Here is a 25647-nt window from a genome sequence, read left to right on the forward strand (position 1 = left end):
GCTAACCATCTCCGATTAAATTACAATATAATAATTTCGTTGCAGTTAAATACATAATTACGTAAACATAGTTCATATCCTGTTTTTTTCATTATTAAATGAGAACAATAGCGCAATAAACAAACATAAAATTTATAATAAAATTATCATATTTATATAATTCTTGTTTTATTCAATGGATAAATTATGTAAGAAGCGACATAATCTTAAATATTATATTTTCAGTTTCGAGGATTTTTATGTCTGTTTTTTCTCAATTTGACAATAATATACGCACTCAGAACTCTTTAAGAGATAAAATTACGGCGACAATACGACTTCCAGAAACGGAATGTGTCAAAACCCTACTTCCACAAGCTACCCTATCTGATGAAATGAACAGACAGATATCGGAACATGCAAGATCATTAACACAATATTTAAGAGAACATCGCAACCTGAAGGGTGTCGAGACTCTTGTTCAGGAGTTTTCATTATCTTCCGCAGAAGGCGTTGCACTTATGTGCCTTGCCGAAGCTCTTTTACGCATTCCTGATACTGAAACACGTGATGCATTAATCAGGGATAAGATCAGCACTGGTGACTGGATATCACATGCAGGTTTCAAGAAACCTATTTTCACCAACGCCGCCGCATGGGGACTTGCTTTGACAGGAAAACTCGTTACGCCTGTAAAAGAAAAAAATCTTGCAGCAACCCTTACAAAATTGGTACAGCGGCAGGGTGAAAGCATAATCCGTATCGCCCTTGATCGGGCTATGCGCATTATGGGTGAACAATTTGTTCTTGGCCAAACAATGGAAGAGGCTTTAAACCAAAGCAGAAAAATGGAGGATATCGGATTTCGTTATTCGTACGATATGCTTGGTGAGGCTGCGATAACAGAAGAAGATGCGGAACGTTACAGGGTTGATTATGAAAATGCGTTGCATGCAATCGGCCGTTCAACACATGGTAACTCGGTTTATGAACGTGCTGGATTATCCATTAAATTATCCGCTTTACACCCCCGTTATTCTCGTTCCCAATATGACCGAGTCATGAAAGAACTCCTTCCGACTTTAACGAATTTGGTTCTTCTTGCACGCCAATATAATATTGGCATCAATATTGATGCAGAAGAGAGTGAGCGCCTTGAAATCTCTCTTGATTTGATGGAAGCCTTATGTAATCACCCAGATCTGAAAAACTGGAATGGTATTGGTTTTGTTGTCCAAGCTTATGGCCGCAGGGCTCCCTATGTCCTGGATTATTTGATTGATCTGGCTCGTCGAACAAACCGCAGATTGATGGTACGTTTGGTAAAGGGTGCCTATTGGGACAGTGAAATTAAAAAAGCGCAGGTTGAAGGTCAATCCGATTTTCCTGTCTATACCCGCAAAATTCATACAGATATTAGTTATATTGCATGCGCGAAAAAATTATTGTCCAATAGAGACGCAATTTTTCCACAGTTTGCCACACATAATGTTCGAACACTTGCAACAATTTATGCACTTGCAGGAAAAGATTATGATATTGAACAATATGAATTTCAGTGTCTCCATGGTATGGGTGAACAGTTATATAGCAAAATCGTACAAGCGGGTGATCTTTCACGACCATGTCGTATATACGCCCCTGTAGGAACACATGAAACTTTGCTTGCTTATCTTGTTCGCAGATTATTGGAGAATGGAGCTAATTCTTCATTTGTAAACCAGATTGGCAACAGTGACATTTCAATTGATCAACTGATTGCAAACCCTGTGGATGAAGCTCTGAAAATAAATCCTGTTGGCAGTCCTCATCCAGCCATCCGTTTACCACGCTCCATTTATGGTCAGGAAAGACTGAATTCAAGAGGCATTGATTTCAACAATGAATTTATTCTACATGATCTTTCTAAGTCCCTTAAAGATTCTCCAGCATCTTGGGAAGCATTTCCAATTCTTGCAGGAAAGAAAACTAAGTTCAAAAACAAACCATTGGATGTTTTAAATCCTGCTGATCATAACGATAAGGTAGGGACAGTTATCGAGGCATCACAAGCGGAAATTGATCGTGCGTTCAAATCGGCAGTAAAGGGTGCCAAGGACTGGGCTGGATTGGATCCTGATAAAAGGGCCGTTCCCTTGTTGAAAGCTGCAGATCTTTTGGAAGAGCAATTGTATCCTTTATTGGGATTGATTATTCGTGAAGCGGGAAAATCTTTTCCCAATGCCCTGGCTGAAGTAAGAGAAGCGATTGACTTTCTCAGATACTATGGTTCAACAGTTGCCAGAACTTTCAATAATAATACTCACGCACCATTGAGTGGACCCGTTGTTTGCATCAGCCCATGGAATTTCCCACTGGCCATTTTTATCGGGCAAATTTCTGCAGCTCTTGCTGCCGGAAATCCTGTTATTGCCAAACCAGCCGAGGAAACGCCTTTAATTGCCACTAGGGCAGTCCAAATCATGCATGAAGCGGGTATACCGGAAGAAATTCTTCAATTATTACCCGGTAAGGGAGATATTGGGGCATCTCTTATTTCAAATAAGGAAGTTCATGGAGTAATGTTTACAGGATCAACAGCAGTTGCCCGTGAAATTTCTAAAAATCTTGCCAGCAGAAGATCTCCATCAGGCAACATTATTCCTTTTGTGGCTGAAACAGGCGGCCAAAATGCACTTATCGTTGATTCCTCTGCCCTCGCCGAACAAGTTGTTGTTGATATCATCAGTTCTGCATTTGACAGTGCCGGTCAACGATGCTCTGCCCTAAGGGTATTGTACGTTCAGGAAGATTGCGCAGATCGGGTTATTACCATGTTACGGGGTGCAACCAAGGAGCTTATTATAGATAATCCTCTTTCTCTCAAAACCGACATAGGTCCTGTAATCAGTCAGGATGCATTAAATCGTCTAAATAATTATGTCGAATATATGAAAAAGAAAAGATTTAAGATCTGGTCCCTACCTTTACCTGAAAAAACAGAAAATGGTACATTTATGATGCCGACCATAATCGAAATCAATCAGATATCCGATATTCCTGATGAAGTTTTTGGTCCTGTCCTTCATGTTGTTCGATTTAGACGAGATCAGATTGACCATATAATTAAATCGATAAACCAAACAGGATTTGGGTTAACGTTTGGTATTCATTCCCGTATTGATGAAACCATTGAGGATGTAACAACAAAAATTAATGCAGGTAATATCTACATTAACCGTAATATTATCGGGGCGATTGTTGGCGTACAACCTTTTGGGGGAAAAGGTCTTTCCGGAACAGGTCCAAAGGCAGGTGCCCCCTTCATTCTAAGAAGGATGTTGCAACAAAGCCCCGTTTTCGATGAATTCCCCAAACAATCTCTACCCCCCATTGCACAGCAGTGGCTGGACTGGTTGACAAGCAATCAAAAGAATTTTGTTTCTACAGCAAAAAATCTGTTATCCCATACAATAGTAAATTCAAATATTGAATTAAATGGACCTGTTGGTGAAAAAAATATTTACTCTCTCTCACCACGAGGAACAGTATTATGTATCGCTAAAACACGAGATATCTTATTGAGACAAATTTCCTTGTCCCTGAAATGTGGAAATTCAGTCCTGATTTTTGCACCTGATCAGATCACAGAATGGTATTCACAATTGCCCCATGAATTGTCATTACACATCAGAAAGGTAAAATCAATGAATGAGCAACCTTGCACGATCATTCTGGGTGAAAAAGATGTTCCTGAATTTGAAGAGGCTCGTCAGAACATGGCATTTTCAGACAATGGAATTATTTCTTCACTAGATGTAGATGAAAATTTCGAAAATACGGATCTTCTCATGGAAGAGATCTCCATAAGCAATAACACGACTGCTGCAGGGGGAAATGCCTCTTTAATGACAATAGATTAATATCAATTTTGATTTATAAAACACAAACCCTTATTATTTTATATAATAGGGGTTCAATAAAGACCGACCCTATTTACAGAATAAAAAAGATAGGGTTTTCATTTATTAATGTTTTCAATTATTTACCATATCCAAAACATTAAAACCCATGCCCCAACAACGGGTATTACAGATACAGTATAAAGGGTAAACGATAAAAACATTTGATAAAAATATTTATTATATTTCCGAAGAATTTTATAGCCCAAGTATAAACTCCAAATACTGGCACCCCCCAGAATAATCGCACGCATATCCTTTAGCCACCAAAAGACAATCCCCTCATATTGAAGTAATTTGACACTTGTTGCGTTGAGACCGAGAAAAAGACCTGCCGCTGCCAAAGGTATGAGTGCCTGGGAAAAATATAGATAAAAATCAGGTTTATGATAAAGTCTGGCCAAAAATTTGTAGATCAATGTTAACCACACGCCATAAAGGATTCCGGATCCAAGAATGTAGAAACTGACACAAAAGCCATCCAGCAAATTGAAACTATCATTGTTGGCAGGGTAATTCGTTAAAATCCACCAGGGAGCCGTTGCATTCAATGGCCAAAATATTTCATGATTAACCAACCATTCTGCCAGATATTGTTTAAAATAAACGAACCAAGGCGAAACCGTCCACGTAAATGCTCCAATAGCAACGCCAATCATACCGAATAACAATAGTCTGATCTGCCAAATATTTTGCTGTTCATTACCGTAAACAAGAATTTCTTCATTCACGGACCTCGTCTGCAAACTGACAGCATTTCTATAGCCTGCACAACGTCCACACATATGGCAAGCTGAAACGCCATGAAGCTGTCGAATATTAATCATTGGTGGGCAATGCGGATTTGAATGCTCTTTTTCTTGAAATTCTGACCATTTTTGCTGATCTGTCTTAAAAGTAAAAGGAGAAAGCCGAGAAAGAAGATTAAACACACCATTAACCGGGCACAGATAACGACACCAGACACGGTTACCATTTCCATATAGATATCCTATAACTATTGCTGCTGCTGTTGAACCTCCCAGTATCAATAATGCAGGTATCGCATAATCATAAACACTTATAAGTTGTCCATACAAAGTGGTTAATATAAAAGCAATCGCTGGCCAACCTCTCCATTTGAGTAAACGGGGGATTTTCTTGTTTCGTCCGAAATTTTTGGATGTCCATTCCGTCAAAGTTCCCTCTGGACAAAATACACCACACCAAATTCGTCCTATAAATAACATTGACAATATTACAAAGGGCCACCAGATCCCCCAAAAAACAAATTGGGCAAATAAAACAATATTGTTAAAAATATGCGAATGTTTTGGGGGTAAATGCATTAAAGCGGGAATAATCAGAAGCAAAAAATAAATTGCAACAACAAACCATTTAATTCCCTGAATAATGGTTTGATGACGTTGCATAGCAATTCCCGTTTGATTAATTGCCTTTTTCAGCAAAACCCTCATTATTTGTTCCAATGTTATTTATTGTATTAATAAGTTTTTTTAAAAGTTACGTTGCACAATAAAATGGCAATGAACCAGTAAATAACAAGAGCTGAAATTTGCATTAATGAAGGTTCCGCATGATAACCTGTCAAACCTGTTAAGGTACTGTTGTCAGGAATAAACCCTGCGGTACTCCATACAGGATTATCCATAAAATTATAAATCCATTCCGGAATATCATAAGCGGCAATCTGGACAGAAGCTTTATCAATGGCGCTTATAAAAAGTCCACCACCAATTAGAAGCAAAAGAAATTCGCTGACAATGAAAAACCATTTCCATGAAATGAATTTAAATGATTTCTGTAAACACCAAAATGTTAGCAATGCCAAGATTAATCCCAAAAAACCGCCCAGTATAAATAATCCCAATGAAGATCCCTTTTGTTCCGCACCAATACCTGCCAAAAATACAACTGTTTCTGATCCTTCTCTTGCGACTGCCAGCATGGATAAAAGAAGAATCCCTATTCCACTTCCGGATTTCTGTACACTTTCGGCTGCCTCCTGTTCAAGATGCTTTTTCATACCTCTACCATGATGATGCATCCAGATTACCATTTGCAATATCAAACATGCCGCGACAAACATCATAATGGTAAAAAACCATTCTCCACCTGCACCGGCAAACCAAGTGCTGGCGATCCAAAATGCAACAGCCAATAATCCAGCAAGCGCCAGACCAAGTCCCGTCCCAATCCATAGCTGTCTTGTCAGGGATACCAGATTTTCCCTTCTCAGCCATGCATATAAAATGCCTATAACCAGTAATGCCTCAACGCTCTCACGCCATACAATAAACAAAGGCGCACCCATAATAAAAACTCCTATTTGGAAATAATGTCAAAGCCTGGCATATTGACGTGAAAATCATCGATAAAATGATATTTCCCTGTTTTAAGCGGATGTATAACCACGAAAGAGGTCACATCAGGCCCCAAGACCTTTTCAACCCTTAAAGAAAGATTTTCAAATTCAGCCGGTACTTTACCTGTATTTTTAATGGTAATTTTAAAACGCTGGTTTGCCGGCACTTCTATTGATGAGGGTTTAAAAACACCATCCGTGATGGTGATATCATAATTTTGAAGTGGTGCACTGAAAACGTGTACTGGCCAAATGGAAAACAATGACAAAACAGCATAAAATTTTTTCATTCTAAATATCCGAAAATATGCTTTTAATGATTGGATTATCAATAAACAATCTCAAATTATTAAGATGTAATATTTATTTATAAATATGTTGAACGTCTTAATAATTTATATTTAATCGCTGGTTTAAATATTAATATCCACCCTTTTTACCAGTTCCGGCATATGTAAAGTCATATTGTGTGACACATTCCCCAAACCAGGGTGCAACACCCGTTTCCTTGTCAACATGACGACCAAACATGGATTCTCTGGCCGGTGGAAGAAGCGTGAGTTTTAAATGATATTTTCCCGCTCCCAGAAGTTTGATATTCTCGCCATAATGCGGTCCATCATTTGCAACCATTGGATGAAGTATACCTTGTAATTTTTTCTCATCACCAATTTTGGTTAACTCATAAGATACTTGTAGATAAGGCATCCAGCTGCCTTCTTGAAAACCATTTTTATTATTGGCTGTTGCATGAATATCCGCTTCAAGATGAACATCAGATTTTGCCGCTGACAACATGATACCGTCAGGCTCCATTTCAATTGGCTGCAGATAGACTGCAGCAATTTCCATATTTCCACATATCTGTGGTTTGCCAATGGGATATTCTACGGCAAAGGCTGGTGTTGACAATAGGATTGTACTGCCTATCAAAAGATATTTTTTAAACATTATAAATTACTTTCCTTAATCAAATATGTGATCGAATCAATGAGTTAGAGCATAAAATGAGAATAGGAATCAATTTTATATGCAAATAAAAATTAATAGCAACTGTTTATATTAAAATATCAAATTTATTCATAAAAGTTTATAACAATGCATTCATATGGATGTTTGACCAGACCTGTATATTCAAAAAGAATTGCCTGATTATCAGAAATCTTGGACAAATACAACCTAACATCTTATTTCAATAAGAAAACAATTATTAGCATTTTACAAAATATAAAATGTGAATTACTTAATAAAATTTATGTAATGTTAAAAAATTATTTAACAAGATATTTATGTAATTTTTTATTATTGATATTAGATAAATATTTTAATTAATTTATTATATATAATTAGGAACAATTTAATTGTTTTTAAAATTTATTATCAGGGATTTTTTATATTTCCATGATAATAAATTTATTTTCTGGTAGAATCATTCTTTATTTATATTTGAAATCAGTTTTTGAATGACTTGAATAACAAAAGTTGAAGTTATTGATTTCGTACATTCATAATGTCTGGGCGTATCACGATGTCGCGGACACCACGTATAATTATCATGTTCGAATTCATATTTCATATCATTCCAGCAGGAATTACAGACATGCCAATTTATAATCCGATAAGGCGTATAGAATTCGTTCATGGGATGGGTAAATCCGGAAATCATGACAACAGGAATATTCATTGTCCACGCCATCCAGGACAATCCTGAACTCAATCCAACAAAAAATTCGGCATGTTTCAACCACCTTGCGCGTTCTGATAAAGGCCGGTTTCCTGTTTCATTTTCCGCATTGTAAGGTATGGAATTAAATATTATACCATGTCCCGAAATGGTATTCTGATCAATGCAGATCACCCTGTAGTTTTGACTTTTCAAATAATCAACAACAAGTTCCCAACCTTTGGGATTGTTCCAATATTTACATTGAGAGCTTGCTTGAACGGCAATACATACATATTTTTCTTTGATAGGCCTGGATTCATCAGGTAATCTAAGGGTTAGTTTCTCATCTTTTTCTGTCGATAACCCCAAAATGTAAGCTGCTGTTTTATGCAACCCCACCAACCTGAAATCACATGGCTGATATAAATTTTGCTCGTCCTTGAAAAACAGACCAAAATAATAACAGGCATAACTATCAGAAAATATGTTATTTTCCTCGGCCTTTTTCATTGTTGTAAAATTGATTTCTGGATATGATCTTTTTAAAAGATCAATAAATTTTTCATCAATTATACAGTGCAGCTTACACGAATGTTTTTTCTTGAATTCAATAGCATAGGGTAACCAGGCAAAAGTATCACCGATTGTTCCAACCGGACATTGAATGACAACCTTTTTATCTTTTAGATCAAGTTGATGATTGAACACTTGTCTGGTTACGTTATTTTCTATTTCCTCCACAGTAATTTTAAAATTGACATAAAAACGTTTGGAGGAACTGACCGTTCCCCCAGCGACTTGACCTTGGAACAGGATATTGCCGGTATCAAGATCTTGCAATGTAACTTTCCATAATCCCTTTTCTCTTTTGGGAAGCATTACTCTGGCACCCAAATTGAAATCATATCGGATTTCTTTGGGTGCCGACTGAGTAGGTACAGGTGTCACATTTACATAGGATTTTTTATCCTTTGATGATGCAGACGTCATGTAAATCCGATTTTACTGTTGTACCGCTTTTCTGTGTTCTTCATTTTCCTCAAGAACATAGGGACCTGCAGAAACAATTTCCAGAACGAGAACACATTTATCGTCTTTGCAATAATCCTCCAAAGGTAAAAAGGCATTGCCATTTGTCCATCTGACTGAATCACTGTCCAGTGCATGCCATCCATCAAGATTTTCTTCACTGAGATGAATATCAATATCAAAACTCTTATTTTTATTGAAAAGCTTGATACTCTTGATCAATAGACCGAGATAGCGTCTATCATCAACAAATGGACCAATAACATCACTTGGTCGGCTTGCACGGGAAACAATCCGGACATTCTTGGTATTTTTTGGAATAACGAAGGTTACTTTTCCATTATCAATTCGCTTTTCGATCACATTGCCATTATCGGCTATAAGGCAAATATCATGATCATTTGTAATTAGGGGTTTTCTGCCTTTTCTATCAATATGTTTGGCCAAAGCCTGATTCAAGAGGGAATTATATACTTTTTCCACACTGTCACGATCAACGTTTAATGGAGCCGCGGCATCGTTTACCCAATTTTTAGGCAACCGGATAACATTATTTTCAACATCCTTGATGGTGTCCCTGGTATTCAAATAACTTTCAGTAAGCATCCCATTCGCCGTGATGACAGAATGTTCTCCTGTTTCAATATGATAGTATCTGTACATTTTTTGTGAATGATCGTAATAAATGGAATGATTATTGACCAACATACGCACAGGTATAAATTTACCATCAATAAACAGGCAATGTTCAGGTGTTACATAAGTATCTTGATACGGAATATTCTCGGAAATGGCATCTTTCAAAATACAGACAGGATATCCACCCTCATCATCGGGCAAATGCGTGTTAACAAAATGTGTATCACTGACTATGGAGGTTATGGGCTGTAATTGCAACCCGTTTTCTGTATGAATATAAACCCTGTCATTCACCCCAAGATTTTCAACCGCGATATCACCCCTATCAGTTTTGATTAAAGTTCCGGCTAAAAAGCATGGATATGTTTCATCACCTTTAATAGGTAATGTTATATCTGTTCCATTTGCATTTGCTGAATTATCAATATGAGGATTAACAAACCCTGCGCCATTTTCTACAGTATATTCACCTGCACCATCTGTTGTACGAAAAGAACTTGAACTTCCTTTTAAATGAGAATTAATTAATGTACCTCCATTTTTATAATATTCATCTTTAACTTCCTTACTAGTAGTAGGATTATAAAAAGTATCATTATCAGATATCCCACCATTTTTAATTACGGAATTTTCTGATATATAGTGATTGTTTTGTGAAATTCCCCCACTATATATATTAAGAAAACCATTAAAAACCGTGGAATTTGTCAGTTTACCACCTGACTGAATATTTATAGTTGGATTTGCATCTCCAGAAAATCCACTCACATTAGCTAATTGATAGAGACCATCCACGACTGCCCCGCTATGAATGGTCAATATGCCATGAATCATATCTACTGGACCATAAATCTTTTCGGAGTTGGGCTGTCCTTCCCGTTGAAAATAGGTTTTACCTTTTTCATCCACATCCGCGATCCAGTTGCCACCTGTTAACAGAGGATAGTCATTTTCTATCTCATAATTTGTAAAATCAGGCGGGACATAGTTTTCAGGTTCATTATATACAGCCCCACTTGCTATATGTAATTTAACATTTTGAGCGCCTGAATTAATGGAGGTAATATCAGGCATATGATGATCGGTCATCACGGCACCTGACGCGTAGTAAATGTCCGACCTGTTTGCCGCAGTTCTGAAAGAGCTTGATCCCCCCTTCAAATTGGGATTAATTAATGTACCGCCACTTTCTGCTGTATCACCTGGATTATAGAATGTATCATTATTGGAAATTCCGCCATCATCTATCGTCACTTTTTCTGATACCATAGAGTTATCGGATGAGATACCGCCATTATAAATATGAATATCACCATTTATAAGATTTGAATCTTTAATCACACCACCTGACTTAACATTAATTAATGGATTAGCCTGTCCACCAAATCCACTCATATTCGCTATTTCATTTAACCCACTTACGACAGCACCACTTTCAATATTCAATATGCCATGAATCATGTTTACTGGCCCATTGACACTGGTAGTACCGCTTACATAGACAGTACTCCCGGCATCATCTAGTTTTGCTGTCCATTCTCCACCGGATAATATTGGATAATCATTCTGAATAACAACATGCCTAAAATCCGTATCACTTGAAATAATATTATTACCAGCCATAACAGTTTTATCCCTATAAAATAAAAAATTAAATAATCTAAATCAATCTTTCCAATTGTTTAATATTTCACTTAAGCAATATGAAATCAATTTTCAATATATAATTATAATTTTACCACAATTATAATTATGATGTAATTAATGAAATTATTAACATAATAATTATTTTTAAGATACTGATTTTATTCAGAATTAAAATTCAACTTAAATTTATATAGGTAAATCGAACAAATTCTGTATAAATTTAATAAATTCATGACGTTTTGAAAACGTAAATAATTCTAAACAAAAATAATATGTGAATAATACATATATATTATTGATAAATATGTAAAAAAATTAATAATCAATCATATCAAAAAATTAGTTAGCATTTTTTAGCCTCGAATATATTAAAATATCATTAAAAATTTTTATTCTTTTTTAAATTGTAACATTTCATGGGACTAATTAATTTCTTTATTTGCAAATCCCAGTACAGTAATATGCTGACCGATTTAATTTGAATAGTAATATAATTTAATTTTTTAAATATAGGGCCATATTCATGACAATATTAGTTACAGGTGGTTGCGGTTATATTGGAAGCCATACTTGTATTCAACTAATAAAACAAGGTATTGATCCAGTTATCATTGACAATCTTTATAACGGCAAGGAAATCGTTCTTGATCGCATTAAAAAGATTACTGGAAAACGACCAAGATTTTATCAAGGGGATATTAGAAACAAAGATCTTTTAGACACCATATTCAAAGAAAACAATATAAAGGGAGTTATTCATTTTGCAGGACTGAAAGCCGTTGGTGAATCGGTACGCAAACCATTGGAATATTATGATGTCAATGTTTATGGTACTATCAATTTGCTTGATGCGATGAAAAAGGCCTACGTCAAAAAATTTATTTTCAGTTCATCCGCAACTGTTTACGGAACCCAGCCAATTATTCCATATATCGAAACCATGGAAACCGGAGAACCAACCCAACCATACGGTCGCAGCAAGCTCTTCATTGAGAAAATTCTTCAGGATCTATCAATCGCGGACCAGGACTGGTCAATTACAATATTAAGATATTTCAATCCCGTAGGAGCGCATCCATCAGGATTGATTGGCGAGGATCCCCAGGGTATTCCCAATAATCTCATGCCTTATATCACTCAGGTAGCTATTGGAAAATTGGACTCCCTTGCAGTATTCGGCAATGATTATGAAACCAGAGATGGAACGTGTATCAGGGATTTTATTCATGTTATGGATTTGGCTGAGGGACACTTGGCCGCACTCAACTATAATGACACCCAATCAGGAGTGAATATTTTCAATTTGGGTTCCGGTCAGGGAAATAGTGTACTGGAGGTTATAGCCACTTTTGAAAATGTGTTCAGAAAAAAATTGCCATATCATTTTGCCCCACGCCGTGATGGAGATCTACCGGCATATTGGGCTAATGCTGATCGCGCCAAAAAATTATTGAATTGGGAAACGAAATTGAATCTGCATGATATGGTACAGGATTCTTGGAACTGGCAAAGTAAAAACCCCAACGGTTTTGAAGAGTAGCTTTTAAATTAGCGATATATTGATCAAATTATCACAATCTGTAAAACATTGATTGTGATAATTCATTCAACCTTTTAAATGACAGATCAATTGTGCAGAAGCCAATGAATGATGATGCACGTTAAAACCGACGAAAGCTGGGGTTGAGGAAGGTGTCACATCTATTCTTGCTATATTCAATGCATGAATCGTAATTATATAACGATGCGGTTTTCCAGGTGGTGGTGCTCCACCACCGTATTCCTTTTGACCAAAATCATTTCGAATCTCAATTGCACCTTCAGGCAGCAATTTATTGGAGGAAGCCCCTTCAACCAGATGTGTTATGTTGGGTGATATATTGACAACAACCCAATGCCACCATCCAGACCCGGTTGGAGCATCAGGATCGTACATGGTTATAACAAAGCTTTTTGTATTATCTGGAGCATCCTCCCAAAATAAAGAGGGGGAAAGATTACCTCCATTCTGTCCCATGCCATGATAACGTTGGGCATTGGGCATTTCATCACCTTCTTTATAGGAATGGCTCCAAATTCGGAAAACCATATCAATCTCCTTAAGTATGTCATTATATGACAGTTATATTTTATTTTTCTAAGGCTGTATATGGTTTTAATTTTGCAGAGATTACAAATAATTTGATATTACATGCAAATTCTTCTCATTTTTTATTTCATAAATCTAAAAAATGAAATTGAATATCAAAAATTGTCAATATTTGCCGCCACTCTTTCTTCAAAATTTTTTCTTGCCCTGGGCAAATCTTTATTTATTAAGGAAAACACATTTTTCTCTAGAAAATAACGGGATAATTTCAAACCATTCATCCAATCTTTCTGATTGCCATTTTCTTCCTCATTCAGAAAAAAAGATGGAAAAGGAAATAACTTTGGCTTCCACTTTCCTGCCATAACTTCCGTAACCACTTTTCCCGTACGTGGAGAAACAAAAAAAGATTGACACTTGTCAGATTCATAACAGATTGATATATCCAACGCATACCCCAGTGCCGCAAGAAAATTTAATTCCCATCGTAATAGCCGAGGAACAATTTCTTTATTTGAATCTGTAGGGTTTTCCGCGACAAAATCAAGATATTGAAAAGATGATTTTGCAATATATTCCACCGGTTGACGCTCAAGTAATCCACTCTCGGCTACAGCACATAAGGACAGCATGGCTGAAAATGCCAATGGACAAGGCGATAGAATTGCAAAATTCGAACGTATCAATTCGCCTTTGAAATATCCCAACTGATCTGATAGTTTCGCTGACCAATCGACATTGACAAAATTTCCCGTCTGCCAAATGGAAATTTGACGACGGGAAATCATACCCTTGACAAGCCCCCTGAATAATCCCTGCTCTAGCGAAAGAACAGACACTATTCCATCAGTTTCTCCATAAGGGCGTGTATTCAAAACAATAACCGGGGAAGACCATTCCTGCATTCTATCTCCCCCACCCTGTTAATTGTAATCAACCCTTGGCAGCTTGGGCAACTTCAGCAGCAAAATCGCTTTCTTCTTTTTCAATGCCTTCACCCAGATGGAAACGTTCAAAGGCAACAAGTTTTGCTCCATTTTTGTCAACAACAGCCTTGACTTTGCTTTCACCATCATGAATCCAGGTTTGTTCCAAAAGAACAACTTCTTCATAGAATTTACGTAAGCGACCCTCAACCATTTTTTCAATGATATTGTCCGGTTTACCTGATGCACGCGCCTGTTCAATAAAAATGCTTTTTTCACGTTCAACAGCGGCAGGATCAATTTCTTCAACACTTAATGCAATTGGACGTACAGCGGCTACCTGCATACCAATTTTACGACCGAGGTCCTCAATTTCATCAGATGCTTCAGGTGCTTCCAAAGCAACCAGTACACCAATTTTTCCTAAACCTGGACGCAAGGCGGAATGAACATAGCTTGCTACAACACCAGAAGAAACTTCAAAAACACGCACACGTCGAATGGTCATGTTTTCACCAATTGTAGCAATCAAGTTGGTTAGATTTTCTGCAACAGTTTTTCCATTTTCCATTGTGGCATTTTTCAAGGCCTCGACATCTTCACCCACTGTCAATGCAACTTTGGCGACATCCTCAACAAATTGTTGAAACTGTTCATTTCTGGCGACAAAATCGGTTTCAGCATTAATTTCGACCATGGCGGCCTTGTTACCCGCTGTCGCAATTCCTACCAATCCCTCAGCAGCCACACGGCCGGATTTTTTTGCAGCAGTAGCCAATCCCTTTTTACGTAACCAATCAATAGCTTCCTCGATATTGCCAGCTGTCTGATTAAGCGCCTTTTTGCAATCCATCATGCCGGCACCGGTTTTTTCACGTAATTCTTTTACTAATGCAGCTGTAATCTCTGCCATCATTTTTCCCTTTTCTTAACACACGAACGTCTCGATCAATATCGAGACGTTATGCTTGTATCATTTAATATAAATTGATTTTTTGACGAATTTCATATTGAATCGTCAACAATCAGAAAACTTATTGGCAATTAAGCTGGAACGTCTGGTGTCTCTTGTACAGAAACAGATTCCATAATAATTTCAGGAGGCAATTCCTCTGCCGCACCAATATCTTCACCTGCGGCACCTAATTCCTTGGAAATACCATCCAACACAGCACCGGCAACCAAATCACAATATAAATTGATTGAACGTAATGCATCATCATTTCCTGGAATTGGATAGGTAATCCCATCAGGATCTGAATTGCTATCCAGGACAGCTACAACAGGAATACCCAATTTGTTAGCTTCCTGTACAGCCAATTTTTCCTTATTCGTATCAATGATAAAGAGTATGTCCGGCAAACCACCCATTTCCTTGATACCGCCAAGTGAACGTTCCAATTTATCTCGTTCACGGGTCAACTGAAGAATCTCTTTCTTGGTCAACCCAATTGTATCGCCATCAAGCGTTTCTTCGATCTGGCGTAAACGCTTGATAGAATTGGTAATGGTCTTCCAGTTTGTCAGCATACCCCCTAACCAACGGTGATTGACATAGTACTGCCCACAACGTTTGGCTGTTTCCGCAACAATCTCAGAAGCTGTACGTTTTGTGCCAACAAACAATACTCTTCCACCATTGGCAACTGTATCACGAACGGCATGCAATGCGCGATCCAACATAGGAACCGTTTGTTGAAGATCAATAATATGAACCTGGTTACGGACACCAAATAAGAAAGGTGCCATTTTAGGGTTCCAGCGACGTGTATGATGTCCGAAATGAACACCCGCTTCCAATAACTGACGCAAAGTAAAATCTGGCATTGCCATAAATATTATCCTTATAACTGGTTAAACCTCCGTAAAGTACCGATTACCTTTTTCAAGCACCAGCGGTCAAACCTTTACGTGTGAATTGTCGAACAATTTCGATCATATCGTATATGATAGATTTTTGATAAAAATTCAAGTGAATCTTTAATAAAGAAACATATGCAAAAATATTGAACTCTATAAAAACATTTTTAAAATTTCTTTATTCTTGATTGTCAAAAAAAACTAATGAATATTTAAAATAAACTATATGATTACATTATTGATTAGTCTTATGCGTTAAATCATCCAATATCAATAATCATTATCTATTATTTTGAAACTGCTTGATTATTTCTAATAATTTCAATCCATAATGTTCCAATTTCATATTCCCTACACCTTTTATATCCTTAAAATCTTTCAAGGTTTGGGGATTACAAAGAGCTACTTCCCTTAACACCGAATCATGAAAAATGATATAGGGAGGAACCTGTTGTTTACGCGCCTCATCTGATCGCCATTTTTTTAATTCATCAAATAATTTATGCCGGTTTTGTGTTATTAGCAATGTATCGTCTGTATTTTGACATTTATATATTTCAGATTTTTCAATATCTTCACGCAGAAATAAACTCTTTTTCCCCCTTAACAACGGACGGGCTTTTTCTTGGTTTAGAAACAAATTTGAAAATTCCTCTCCCTGACGCAAAACATCTCGGGCCATCAATTGGTGAATAACAGAACGCCAAAAATTGTGTGACTTATCTTTCCCAATACCAAATAAAGAAAGTCGATTATGCTGAAAATTTTCAACTTGAATATTATATTTGCCTCGCAATACATTAATAATATGCATTGCTCCAAAACGTTGTCCGGTGCGGTATACTGCAGAAATCACTTTCTGAGCCGCTATAGTTCCATTTAACAGTCTTACAGGATTTTTACAATTATCACAGTGATTACAAGACTTATCCAGGTTTTCTCCAAAACAATGCAACAAAAGTTTTGTTCGGCATTCAGCCGTTTCAGATAATGCCACCATCATATCAAGTCTTGAACACGCGATTTTCTTCTGTTCATCTGTAATCGTAGAATGTTCAAGAAAATATCGCGCCTTAGCAACATCAGCACCATTATAGAATAAAACGGTTTCGGCAAGATCACCATCCCGTCCAGCCCGACCTATTTGTTGATAATAATCTTCTGGTCCCCTGGGCATATCCAAATGTACAACCAATCTGACATCCGGACGATCGACTCCCATTCCAAAAGCAACCGTCGCAACGATAATTAAAGGCTCTCCTGATCGAAACCTTAATAGGATACCTCTTTTTTCAAGTGCGGATAAACCGGCATGATAAGCCACAGCGTTAAAACCATAACGAACAAGATTATGAGCTGTTCGTTCAGATTTATTACGACTTCCACAATACACGATACAAGCCGCATCCCGATATTTTTTTAATAATTCCCTTAGCTGTTTGGATTCGGTATTTTTTTGTATTACACGTATAAATAAATTAGACCGATGAAAACTGGATCGCAGAATTTTGGCTTCAGGCATATCCAAAGCCTGAATGATATCTTTTTGCGTGACTGGATCAGCTGTTGCTGTAAGGGCAATTCTTGGAACAGAGGGAAATATCCGAGGTAAATCACATAAAAGGCGATATTCCGGACGAAAATCATGCCCCCATACGGATATACAATGGGCTTCATCAATTGCAATCATGGAAATTTGAATTTTTTCCAACAATTTCAATGTATCGTTTTGGAGTAAGCGTTCTGGGGAAACATATAAGAGTTTGAGTTTTTTTGAAGCAATATCATGACGGATATTGTATGCTTCCTCATTTTCCAATTCTGAGTGTAATGCACCTGCACTTACACCTAATTGCCTTAAAGCTGCTACCTGATCATCCATCAACGCAATTAATGGTGAAATAACCAAGCCCATTCCAGGACGACACAAAGCCGGGATTTGATAACAGATACTTTTACCTCCCCCGGTGGGCATCAATAACAAAACATCCTGATTTTGCATTACAAGATCAATCGCCTGTTTTTGCAAACCACGAAAACATTGATACCCAAAAACTGTTTCTAGTATTTTTTGGGGGTCTCTCTCATCATGTAATCTAACTTTATCAAACAAGTTAAAAAAGATTATCCAGATAGAATTTATTGAACTATAATTTCCACACGTCTTGCCGCCACTTGACTTTTACGATTTTCTGGCGGACGGGGAATATCATGAACACGATTTGACAGAATTCCATCATCCACAACCTTTTGTGCAACAATTTTGGCACGCTGAATTGCCATCATTTCATCTTTGGATAAATCGCCATAAATTGCTGCATAACCTTTGACATAAACCTGTTTTTCAGGAAATTTTTTCGCATAAGTAGCAGCTTGAGAAATGGTTTTGTTAGCCGAATCATCCAGATTCGTGGAAGCAAATGGAAAAAATACAACATAGGTTCTATCATTCTTTTGCGTTAAAGAACCGGATTGGGAACATGCCCCCAACAAAATGGATGCTAGTAAAACAGGAACAAATCGACGCATTTAATTACTTTCTTTCAAGGCAACATTTTCAAATCAATATATAATATCAACAAGTAATAAAATATATAATTTTCTTTTATTCCGCAACTAGTTGTCCATTAGATAACCGCCATACCTCATCTATGTTTTCAACACCCGTTAAACGGTGCATTATCAAAATCACCGTTCGGTTGCCTGTTATCTGATTTAGGGTTTGAAAAAACGCTTTTTCAGTATCACCGTCTAATCCTGATGTTGGTTCATCCAAAAGTAAAATCGGGGCTTTTAGTAACAATGTACGTGCCAATGCAATCCTTCTTCCCTGTCCTCCGGAAACCTTTACACCACCCTCTCCAAGCCAGGTATCCAGTCCATCCGGCATCTCACGAACAACATTTGCCACTGCAGCATCAGAAAGGGCTTGCCACAAATCTTCCTCTGTCGCATCAGGGTTTCCAAGCAAAAGATTCTGACGAATTGTATCATCAAATAAATGGGTGTTTTGAGAAAGCCATGCTATTCGTTTGCGGACTGATTCATTATCAAACCAGTCAAGATTTTGATCAGCCAATGTTATTGAGCCTTTTGTTGGCTGAATGACCTTTAATAACAAGGCCGCCAGAGTGGATTTTCCCACACCGGATGATCCTATAATGGCAATTTTTTTTCCTTGTGCAATCGTCAGGTTCAAATTCTGATAAAGCCATGGTTGTGACTCTCCCCAACGAAACGATACATCCCGAAACTTGATATCCCCGGTTTCAGGTGGAACTTTACCAGATTTAGAATTGTCTTCAACTTTTTTATTGTCATTAATATTCACAACTCTTATGGCGGCATTGACGATTTGACCTGCCAAACCTCCTGCCTTGCTCAAAGGAACGACCAATTCAAATGCTGTAATAGTCAGAAAAAGACAGAAAACCGTGTGAAAAGCGTTCAATCCATGAAAACCAATGTTCAATCCGCTCATCAATACAAATAAAACAGCAACTTGACCAAAAAAATATGCGATGACTCCTATTAACGCTACTTCCCTTGCCTGAATATATTGTTGATCAAAAAGTTCATTCTCATTTTTTTTGATTAATATGGAAACTCGATGTTCTGCTCCAAAGGCTCTTATTTCCCTTAAACCATGAATAAAATCCAGAACTGTTATTCTCAGCTGTGCCGTACCTTGAACAAGTTTTTTCCCTCTTTTCCGGGTTATGAAGCCCGCACCAAATGGGCATAAAAATGCAGAAATTCCATAACAAATCACGATAGATACAGCCAATGCCAAATTATAGTGGGCTATGACTGTAAAAAGCACAAAAGATGTCAATATGGAACCGAAAAACGGTAAAATAAGACGCAAATATAATCCGTCCAATGTTTCAATATCAGAAACCAATCGGGATAATATATCCCCACTATGACGGAAACCCAATCCTGCCGCACTCCCCATAGCAAGTGTACGGAAAAACCATATCCTTAAGTCTGCTAAAGCATGAAACATGGCATTATGGGTAAACAATCTTTCCACATATCGCATAATCATGCGGGAAACCCCGACCATTTTTAAAAACAGTGAGCTGGTTATGATTGCACCCATAGCTGTCAAGGCAACCTTGCCCCCGGCAAAGCTCATTAAAGCCAATCCCAATAATACGGCTATCAAGGAGATAAAAATTCCAAAAAGTAAAGCGGGCAACCGTTTATACCATATCGAAAATATTGTTTTAAACGCTGCCGTCACGGAGGATTTTTCAGATCTGGTAATATCTTGAATATTTTGCATATTATCCTTCCTTCTGACAGGAAATTATAAATCCATGATTTAAATTGATGTGTATACCAGGCAATTTTTGCCCCTGTTCCGAATGGGTGGCCATAATGACTGTTCTATTTTCAGTCAGTTTCAACAATTGATTAAAAATATCCCTTTCCGTTTCGGGATCAAGATGAGCTGTAGGTTCGTCAAGCAATAATAATGGAGCGTTTTTCAGATATGCTCGTGCAATAGCAATTCTTTGGGCCTGACCACCCGATAACCCATAACCGTTTTCACCAATTACCGTATCAAGCCCATGCGGTAAATCTAACAAATATCGATCTATCGCCGCCGCTTCAATGGCTTGTTGAAATTCTTGCTCGGTTGCGGAGGGTCTGGCAAACATAATATTCTCACGAATAGTACCGCAAAAAATAACAGGTTTTTGTCCGATCCATGCCATTAATTTTGACAATGAAGCAGCCGAAAATTCGGTAATATCCAATCCATTTACCAAAACCTGCCCCTCATTCGGCTTTATAAATCCGAGAATCATTTCGATAATGGTTGATTTTCCTGCACCAGACTGACCTATCAATAAAGCTCTTTCCCCTGCCTTGATGTCGAAATTCAGGGAATGTAATATACGACCTCTTTGAGCGTCCCAATGATAGGAAACATTTTTAAAGCTTATTTCCACTTTATCATTGAAAGGAATATCCTTTAAATTGGTTGAAAATTCATTTTTGACAGGCAATTCAACAATAGATGCAGCCGTTCCGCCAAGTCGTGCCCTGTCCTGATAGGCCAGAGCCAAACTGCGTAGAGGACCAAAAAACTCCGGAATAATCAATAAAGTAAAGAGAATATGCGTGACAGGAATAGATTGTATTGAATGAATTTGGACAAATTGACTTCCATCCATCAACACTACCAGAATAATCGCGATAATCATCGCACAATCAATAGAGGCAGACGACAAGAAAGCTACCCGTAATATTTTCATCGTTCTCTTACGCAATTCATCTGCTGATAATGCAAGTCTATTGGCCATGTCATCTGATCGACCAGCCAATACAATCGTTGCAATCCCTCTTACTCTATCAAGAAATTGAGCCTGCAAACGGGTCATTGCCAAAAATTGCTTTCTTGCAGCCATGGCTGCTCCAATTCCAAAAATTGCCTGTGCAATAGGAACCATCAAACCACATAAACCCATAATCAACGCTGACCATGGTTGAACTAAATACACGAAAAAAAGAATAAGTAGTGGTGAGGCAATCCATAGAACCGATGCCGGCAACCATCGTGAAAAATAACCATCCAAAGATTCAACCTGATCAACCGCCAATGCTGTCAAAGCGCCACTTGATTGTCGCCTTAATATTGAAGGACCGATTTGCATAATATGATTGATAATCAAATTACGTAGGCGATGTCGTGCTTTAAGACCGATTTTGATCGTAAAGTCACCTTCCAAAAAAAATACGCATCCTTTGAGAAGCGATAGTAACAGATAAAATAATATCAGTATTGAAATTGGAAATTGTATTGGTATGGATGGGACCAAGATTTTTCCGATAATTTCAGCAATCACCCATGCCATACCGACAGCAATCAAACTTGAAAGCAATCCTAAAATTACAAGAGGGAAAATTGCCTTTTTGCCAATTTTCGTTTGTAATCTTGTCCAGTTTTTAATTTTTGTTTTTTTATCAGGCATATAATCCACTCTTTATCATGATAAAAAGATGCATTGGCAATTCAATCTGGGTAATTTACAATTTAAAAAGTAAAAAAAAAATTATCAGATTATTCAAAATTTCAGTAATTTTATTATTCCCAAATTTTTAAAAACAAAATCAATTTATTATCAAAATTTTGTCTATTTAATAAAAATATTTACATCTTCATATTTAATAAATATGTTTTAATATACAAATTTACTTATATAGCAAACATTCTGTAAACCACATTATCTCATTATATGTCATCCCCACTTTTGCTTATACAAAATCTTTCTTACAGTTTTGGAGGTCACCCCCTTTTTACCGACCTGAATTTCAATATTGCAAATAATGAAAAATTATGTCTGGTCGGTAGAAATGGATCAGGGAAATCCACCTTATTCAAAATTATAATGGGATTGCAAAATAGAGATTCAGGAAATCTTTTTATACAGCCTGGCACTACCATTCAATGCCTATCCCAAGAACCTGATCTTTCTTATTTCACAAAAACCATTGATTATGTTTGTTCAGAATTACCCAGTCCGGATGATCATTTTCGTGGGCGAATTCTGCTTGAGGCACTGGGATTAACTGGTAATGAAAATCCTGCACATCTATCAGGGGGTGAAACAAGACGCTGTGCACTGGCCAAGGTTTTAGCTCCAAGACCAGATCTATTACTGTTAGATGAACCCACAAATCATCTGGATCTTCCAACAATAGAATGGCTGGAATCTGAATTAAAATCTTTATCTTCTGCGGTTTTAGTGATCAGCCATGACCGTCGATTTCTGGATAATATGGCAAAAGGCATTATCTGGCTGGATAGAGGACAGGCAAGGCAACTTTCCATGAAATTTTCCGAATTTGAATTATGGAGGGAGAATTTTTTCGAACAGGAAGCACTGGAGTATCATAAGTTAAACCGTCAAATTGCAAGAGAGGAGGATTGGGTGCGTTACGGCGTTACCGCCCGACGCAAACGTAATGTTAGACGAATGGCGGAACTTTCAGAACTTCGTCTAAAAAGAAAAAACCATATACAGAATCCTTCCTTGGACACCCTACAATCAAGTGATGCAGAAAATTCCGGTAAAATTGTCATAGATGCAAAAAACATAACCAAATCCTATAATTCAAGAACAATCATAAATAATTTAAATTTACGTATTGTACGTGGAGATCGGCTTGGCATTATTGGTCCAAATGGTGCCGGCAAAAGTACGTTGCTGAAATTATTGACAGAGCAGGAACTGCCTGATCAGGGAGAAATCAAACTTGGAAGCAAACTTGAGATCAATTATCTAGATCAACACAGACAGATTCTTGATCCTGAAAAAACATTGGCAGAAACGCTGACACGTGGACGTGGAGATTATGTAGATGTCGGAGGGGAAAAAAAACACGTTATCGGATATATGAAACAGTATCTTTTTCAACCAGAACAAGCAAAAACACCCGTGAAGGTTTTATCTGGTGGAGAAAAAGCTCGATTATTGCTTGCTTGTGCTTTGAGCCAACCTTCAAACCTGATAATTCTGGATGAACCTACGAATGATTTTGATTTGGAAACGCTTGATTTGTTACAGGAAGTGTTGTCCACCTATAAAGGGACCCTTATTCTGGTCAGTCATGATCGAGATTTTCTTGATCGAATTGCCACTTCAGTTCTTGTAGCTGAAGGTGATGGTATCTGGACAGAATATGCCGGTGGATATTCTGACATGATGGCACTTCGTGAATATAAACAGGAAAATCTTATCAGGAAAACACAAAATAAATCGCAAAAATCAACATATTCAAAAACACACATTAAACCAAAACCTAAAAAACTTTCATACAAAGACCAGTATGAACTGGATCATTTACCAGAAAAACTTCAAAAACTTCAAATCTCTATAATGCAGCTGAACCAACATCTCAATGATCCAGGATTATATCAGAAAGACCCTGATTTATTTGAAAAATTCACACGGCAATTACTGGATAAACAAAAAGAACAAGAAAAACTTGAGGAAAGATGGCTTGAATTGGAAATTTTGCAGGAGAATTTGAAGTCAAATGATGAATTAAGTAATTCATCTAATCAGTAAAACCTGTAATTTTAAATTATTTGTTTTACCTGATTGAATTGTCTGTCATGACAGCTATATATTTTGTAATATGTTATAGGAATGACATGAAATATCAAGCAACTTCCAACTTTTAATATCAACAATTTGAAAATCACGTATAATCATAAGGAGGAACCCTCTTCATGGAAAATCATAACCATCCATTTTACAATCCAAGGTTAAGTTATGAGGAAAACTACCAGAAAGGCCCTTTTGGAGATTTTACACAAAAACCGGAAATTTCTATTGTAAACCAACCTTCTGTTCATTTTCTGGGAAATAAGATTAATCTACCATTCGGTATTCCCGCCGGACCTTTACTCAATGGCAAATATGTAAAGGCGGCACTGGACTGGGGATATGATTTGTGCGTCTATAAGACGGTCAGAACAAAAAAATATAAATGCCATCCCCTTCCCAATGTCTTGGCTATCCATCCGGAACATAGACTTTCAGAAAATGTTGATACAGTATTAGCTGATCAAAATTATGATTTGCCTTTATCCATAACAAACTCTTTTGGTGTCCCCTCTTTTGATCCAGATATATGGCAACCTGACATGGAGGACGCAGTTAATTATGCAAAACCTGGACAGGTTGTAATCGGCAGTTTCCAGGGCACATTGGGTGTTACCAATCATATCGAGGAAAATTATGCAGAAGCGGCCCGTTTGGTCGATGAGACAGGTGTTCCCCTTCTAGAGGCAAATTTGAGCTGTCCCAATGAAGGGGTAAATAACCTTTTATGTTTTGATATTGATAAGGTTGAACGGATTGCCCACGCGATCAAGAACGCCGTACCAGATAAACCATTGATGCTTAAATTGGCTTATTTTAAAGATAACAAACTTCTTTATTCTTTTCTTGAAAGATTGGCTCCTATCGTTGACGGCTTCTGCGCAATAAACACCCTTTCGGCAAGACCTGTGACCTCTCAAGGTAAACAGGCTTTGGGAGAGGACCGTCCAACAGGAGGAGTTTGTGGTGATGCAATTCGTTGGGCCGGAGAAGAAATGGTTTCCCGGCTATATGAATGGAGAGCCAATCATAATGAAAAATTTGTCATTATAGGTGTTGGGGGGGTCAATAGCCCAGAACATTATCGAACATATCTTTCCCTGGGTGCTGATGCTGTCATGAGTGCAACCGGCGCAATGTGGAATCCTGCGCTAGCATTACAAATAAAAAAGGCGCTTCAATAATTTTTTACATTAAATCAAGTTATCAAAATAAAAATACTTTCGATAACTTGATTTAAAGACTTCTCATGCTAATTTTTCATTTATTTCAAAAACAATAACCCTGTATTATTATAAATGTCATTTAATCTATATTATGACGATTTTACAGTTCATTTTTTAGTAAATGATTATATAATATTGTCCTGTTTAAAAATCT

Annotated in this window: 18 protein-coding genes; 4 read left to right on the top strand and 14 right to left on the bottom strand. The window is 37.3% G+C overall.

Translation table 11 applies throughout. The features are described from left to right. The first annotated feature begins 239 nt into the window (after positions 1-239). Positions 240-3881 (top strand): bifunctional proline dehydrogenase/L-glutamate gamma-semialdehyde dehydrogenase PutA, encoded by a 3642-nt coding sequence (gene putA / locus GN303_RS05060; RefSeq protein ID WP_110438095.1) that lies wholly within the window; start codon positions 240-242, stop codon positions 3879-3881. A gap of 122 nt (positions 3882-4003) precedes the next feature. On the opposite strand, the gene GN303_RS05065 is transcribed toward putA, so the two are convergent. The 6 genes from GN303_RS05065 to GN303_RS05090 form a co-directional block, all read right to left on the bottom strand. Next, on the bottom strand, positions 4004-5377 hold the full coding sequence (locus tag GN303_RS05065) for a 4Fe-4S binding protein (RefSeq protein ID WP_110438096.1): 1374 nt from the start codon (positions 5375-5377) through the stop codon (positions 4004-4006). Positions 5378-5403: 26 nt separating this feature from the next. Further along, the gene (locus GN303_RS05070) at positions 5404-6234 is read right to left on the bottom strand and encodes an FTR1 family iron permease (RefSeq protein ID WP_110438097.1); all 831 of its coding nucleotides are present in this window, start codon (positions 6232-6234) and stop codon (positions 5404-5406) included. Between the two features lie 11 nt (positions 6235-6245). Beyond that, a complete protein-coding gene (locus tag GN303_RS05075) occupies positions 6246-6575 on the bottom strand; it encodes a cupredoxin domain-containing protein (protein WP_110438098.1) in 330 nt (109 codons plus the stop codon). A gap of 130 nt (positions 6576-6705) precedes the next feature. Beyond that, entirely contained in the window at positions 6706-7236 is a 531-nt protein-coding gene (locus GN303_RS05080) for an iron transporter (protein WP_110438099.1), read from the bottom strand. 478 nt (positions 7237-7714) lie between these two features. Next, positions 7715-8941: an autotransporter strand-loop-strand O-heptosyltransferase gene (locus GN303_RS05085; protein WP_110438100.1), complete on the bottom strand. Its 1227-nt coding sequence runs from the start codon at positions 8939-8941 to the stop codon at positions 7715-7717. 12 nt (positions 8942-8953) lie between these two features. Continuing rightward, complete coding sequence (locus GN303_RS05090) at positions 8954-11242, bottom strand: Hint domain-containing protein (protein WP_110438101.1); 2289 nt, start codon at positions 11240-11242, stop codon at positions 8954-8956. A gap of 547 nt (positions 11243-11789) precedes the next feature. Here GN303_RS05090 and galE point away from each other — a divergent pair. Continuing rightward, positions 11790-12806: a UDP-glucose 4-epimerase GalE gene (gene galE / locus GN303_RS05095; RefSeq protein WP_110438102.1), complete on the top strand. Its 1017-nt coding sequence runs from the start codon at positions 11790-11792 to the stop codon at positions 12804-12806. 66 nt (positions 12807-12872) lie between these two features. On the opposite strand, the gene GN303_RS05100 is transcribed toward galE, so the two are convergent. From GN303_RS05100 to cydD, 8 genes are all read right to left on the bottom strand, one after another. Beyond that, positions 12873-13355, bottom strand: coding sequence for a YbhB/YbcL family Raf kinase inhibitor-like protein (locus GN303_RS05100; RefSeq protein WP_110438103.1), 483 nt, complete (start codon positions 13353-13355; stop codon positions 12873-12875). A 155-nt stretch (positions 13356-13510) separates the two neighbouring features. Further along, entirely contained in the window at positions 13511-14260 is a 750-nt protein-coding gene (recO, locus tag GN303_RS05105; RefSeq protein WP_110438104.1) for a DNA repair protein RecO, read from the bottom strand. Between the two features lie 28 nt (positions 14261-14288). Further along, complete coding sequence (tsf, locus tag GN303_RS05110) at positions 14289-15194, bottom strand: translation elongation factor Ts (RefSeq protein ID WP_110438105.1); 906 nt, start codon at positions 15192-15194, stop codon at positions 14289-14291. A 131-nt stretch (positions 15195-15325) separates the two neighbouring features. Next, positions 15326-16114, bottom strand: coding sequence for a 30S ribosomal protein S2 (gene rpsB / locus GN303_RS05115; protein ID WP_110438106.1), 789 nt, complete (start codon positions 16112-16114; stop codon positions 15326-15328). 307 nt (positions 16115-16421) lie between these two features. Continuing rightward, positions 16422-18254, bottom strand: coding sequence for a DNA helicase RecQ (gene recQ / locus GN303_RS05120; protein ID WP_110438107.1), 1833 nt, complete (start codon positions 18252-18254; stop codon positions 16422-16424). 26 nt (positions 18255-18280) lie between these two features. Then, positions 18281-18670, bottom strand: coding sequence for an OmpA family protein (locus GN303_RS05125; RefSeq protein ID WP_110438108.1), 390 nt, complete (start codon positions 18668-18670; stop codon positions 18281-18283). Positions 18671-18746: 76 nt separating this feature from the next. Continuing rightward, on the bottom strand, positions 18747-20432 hold the full coding sequence (gene cydC / locus GN303_RS05130; protein WP_110438109.1) for a thiol reductant ABC exporter subunit CydC: 1686 nt from the start codon (positions 20430-20432) through the stop codon (positions 18747-18749). Between the two features lies 1 nt (position 20433). Then, a complete protein-coding gene (cydD, locus tag GN303_RS05135) occupies positions 20434-22128 on the bottom strand; it encodes a thiol reductant ABC exporter subunit CydD (protein ID WP_110438110.1) in 1695 nt (564 codons plus the stop codon). Positions 22129-22392: 264 nt separating this feature from the next. Here cydD and GN303_RS05140 point away from each other — a divergent pair, with 264 nt between their 5' ends. Continuing rightward, on the top strand, positions 22393-24228 hold the full coding sequence (locus GN303_RS05140; RefSeq protein ID WP_110438111.1) for an ABC-F family ATP-binding cassette domain-containing protein: 1836 nt from the start codon (positions 22393-22395) through the stop codon (positions 24226-24228). A 164-nt stretch (positions 24229-24392) separates the two neighbouring features. After that, positions 24393-25451 carry a beta/alpha barrel domain-containing protein gene (locus GN303_RS05145; RefSeq protein WP_110438112.1) on the top strand — a complete coding sequence of 353 codons (1059 nt, stop codon included), beginning with the start codon at positions 24393-24395 and terminating at the stop codon, positions 25449-25451. Positions 25452-25647: the final 196 nt, after the last annotated feature.

It is taken from the genome of Commensalibacter melissae, from assembly GCF_009734185.1.
In the GTDB taxonomy this organism is placed as follows: Bacteria; Pseudomonadota; Alphaproteobacteria; order Acetobacterales; family Acetobacteraceae; genus Commensalibacter; species Commensalibacter melissae.

What these genes read in the sequence shown, in the direction of transcription:
- putA (WP_110438095.1), top strand. Translation starts at nt 240, where the DNA reads ATGTCTGTTTTTTCTCAATTTGACAATAATATACGCACTCAGAACTCT.
- GN303_RS05065 (WP_110438096.1), bottom strand. Translation starts at nt 5,377, where the DNA reads ATGAGGGTTTTGCTGAAAAAGGCAATTAATCAAACGGGAATTGCTATG.
- GN303_RS05070 (WP_110438097.1), bottom strand. Translation starts at nt 6,234, where the DNA reads ATGGGTGCGCCTTTGTTTATTGTATGGCGTGAGAGCGTTGAGGCATTA.
- GN303_RS05075 (WP_110438098.1), bottom strand. Translation starts at nt 6,575, where the DNA reads ATGAAAAAATTTTATGCTGTTTTGTCATTGTTTTCCATTTGGCCAGTA.
- GN303_RS05080 (WP_110438099.1), bottom strand. Translation starts at nt 7,236, where the DNA reads ATGTTTAAAAAATATCTTTTGATAGGCAGTACAATCCTATTGTCAACA.
- GN303_RS05085 (WP_110438100.1), bottom strand. Translation starts at nt 8,941, where the DNA reads ATGACGTCTGCATCATCAAAGGATAAAAAATCCTATGTAAATGTGACA.
- GN303_RS05090 (WP_110438101.1), bottom strand. Translation starts at nt 11,242, where the DNA reads ATGGCTGGTAATAATATTATTTCAAGTGATACGGATTTTAGGCATGTT.
- galE (WP_110438102.1), top strand. Translation starts at nt 11,790, where the DNA reads ATGACAATATTAGTTACAGGTGGTTGCGGTTATATTGGAAGCCATACT.
- GN303_RS05100 (WP_110438103.1), bottom strand. Translation starts at nt 13,355, where the DNA reads ATGGTTTTCCGAATTTGGAGCCATTCCTATAAAGAAGGTGATGAAATG.
- recO (WP_110438104.1), bottom strand. Translation starts at nt 14,260, where the DNA reads ATGCAGGAATGGTCTTCCCCGGTTATTGTTTTGAATACACGCCCTTAT.
- tsf (WP_110438105.1), bottom strand. Translation starts at nt 15,194, where the DNA reads ATGGCAGAGATTACAGCTGCATTAGTAAAAGAATTACGTGAAAAAACC.
- rpsB (WP_110438106.1), bottom strand. Translation starts at nt 16,114, where the DNA reads ATGGCAATGCCAGATTTTACTTTGCGTCAGTTATTGGAAGCGGGTGTT.
- GN303_RS05125 (WP_110438108.1), bottom strand. Translation starts at nt 18,670, where the DNA reads ATGCGTCGATTTGTTCCTGTTTTACTAGCATCCATTTTGTTGGGGGCA.
- cydC (WP_110438109.1), bottom strand. Translation starts at nt 20,432, where the DNA reads ATGCAAAATATTCAAGATATTACCAGATCTGAAAAATCCTCCGTGACG.
- cydD (WP_110438110.1), bottom strand. Translation starts at nt 22,128, where the DNA reads ATGCCTGATAAAAAAACAAAAATTAAAAACTGGACAAGATTACAAACG.
- GN303_RS05140 (WP_110438111.1), top strand. Translation starts at nt 22,393, where the DNA reads ATGTCATCCCCACTTTTGCTTATACAAAATCTTTCTTACAGTTTTGGA.
- GN303_RS05145 (WP_110438112.1), top strand. Translation starts at nt 24,393, where the DNA reads ATGGAAAATCATAACCATCCATTTTACAATCCAAGGTTAAGTTATGAG.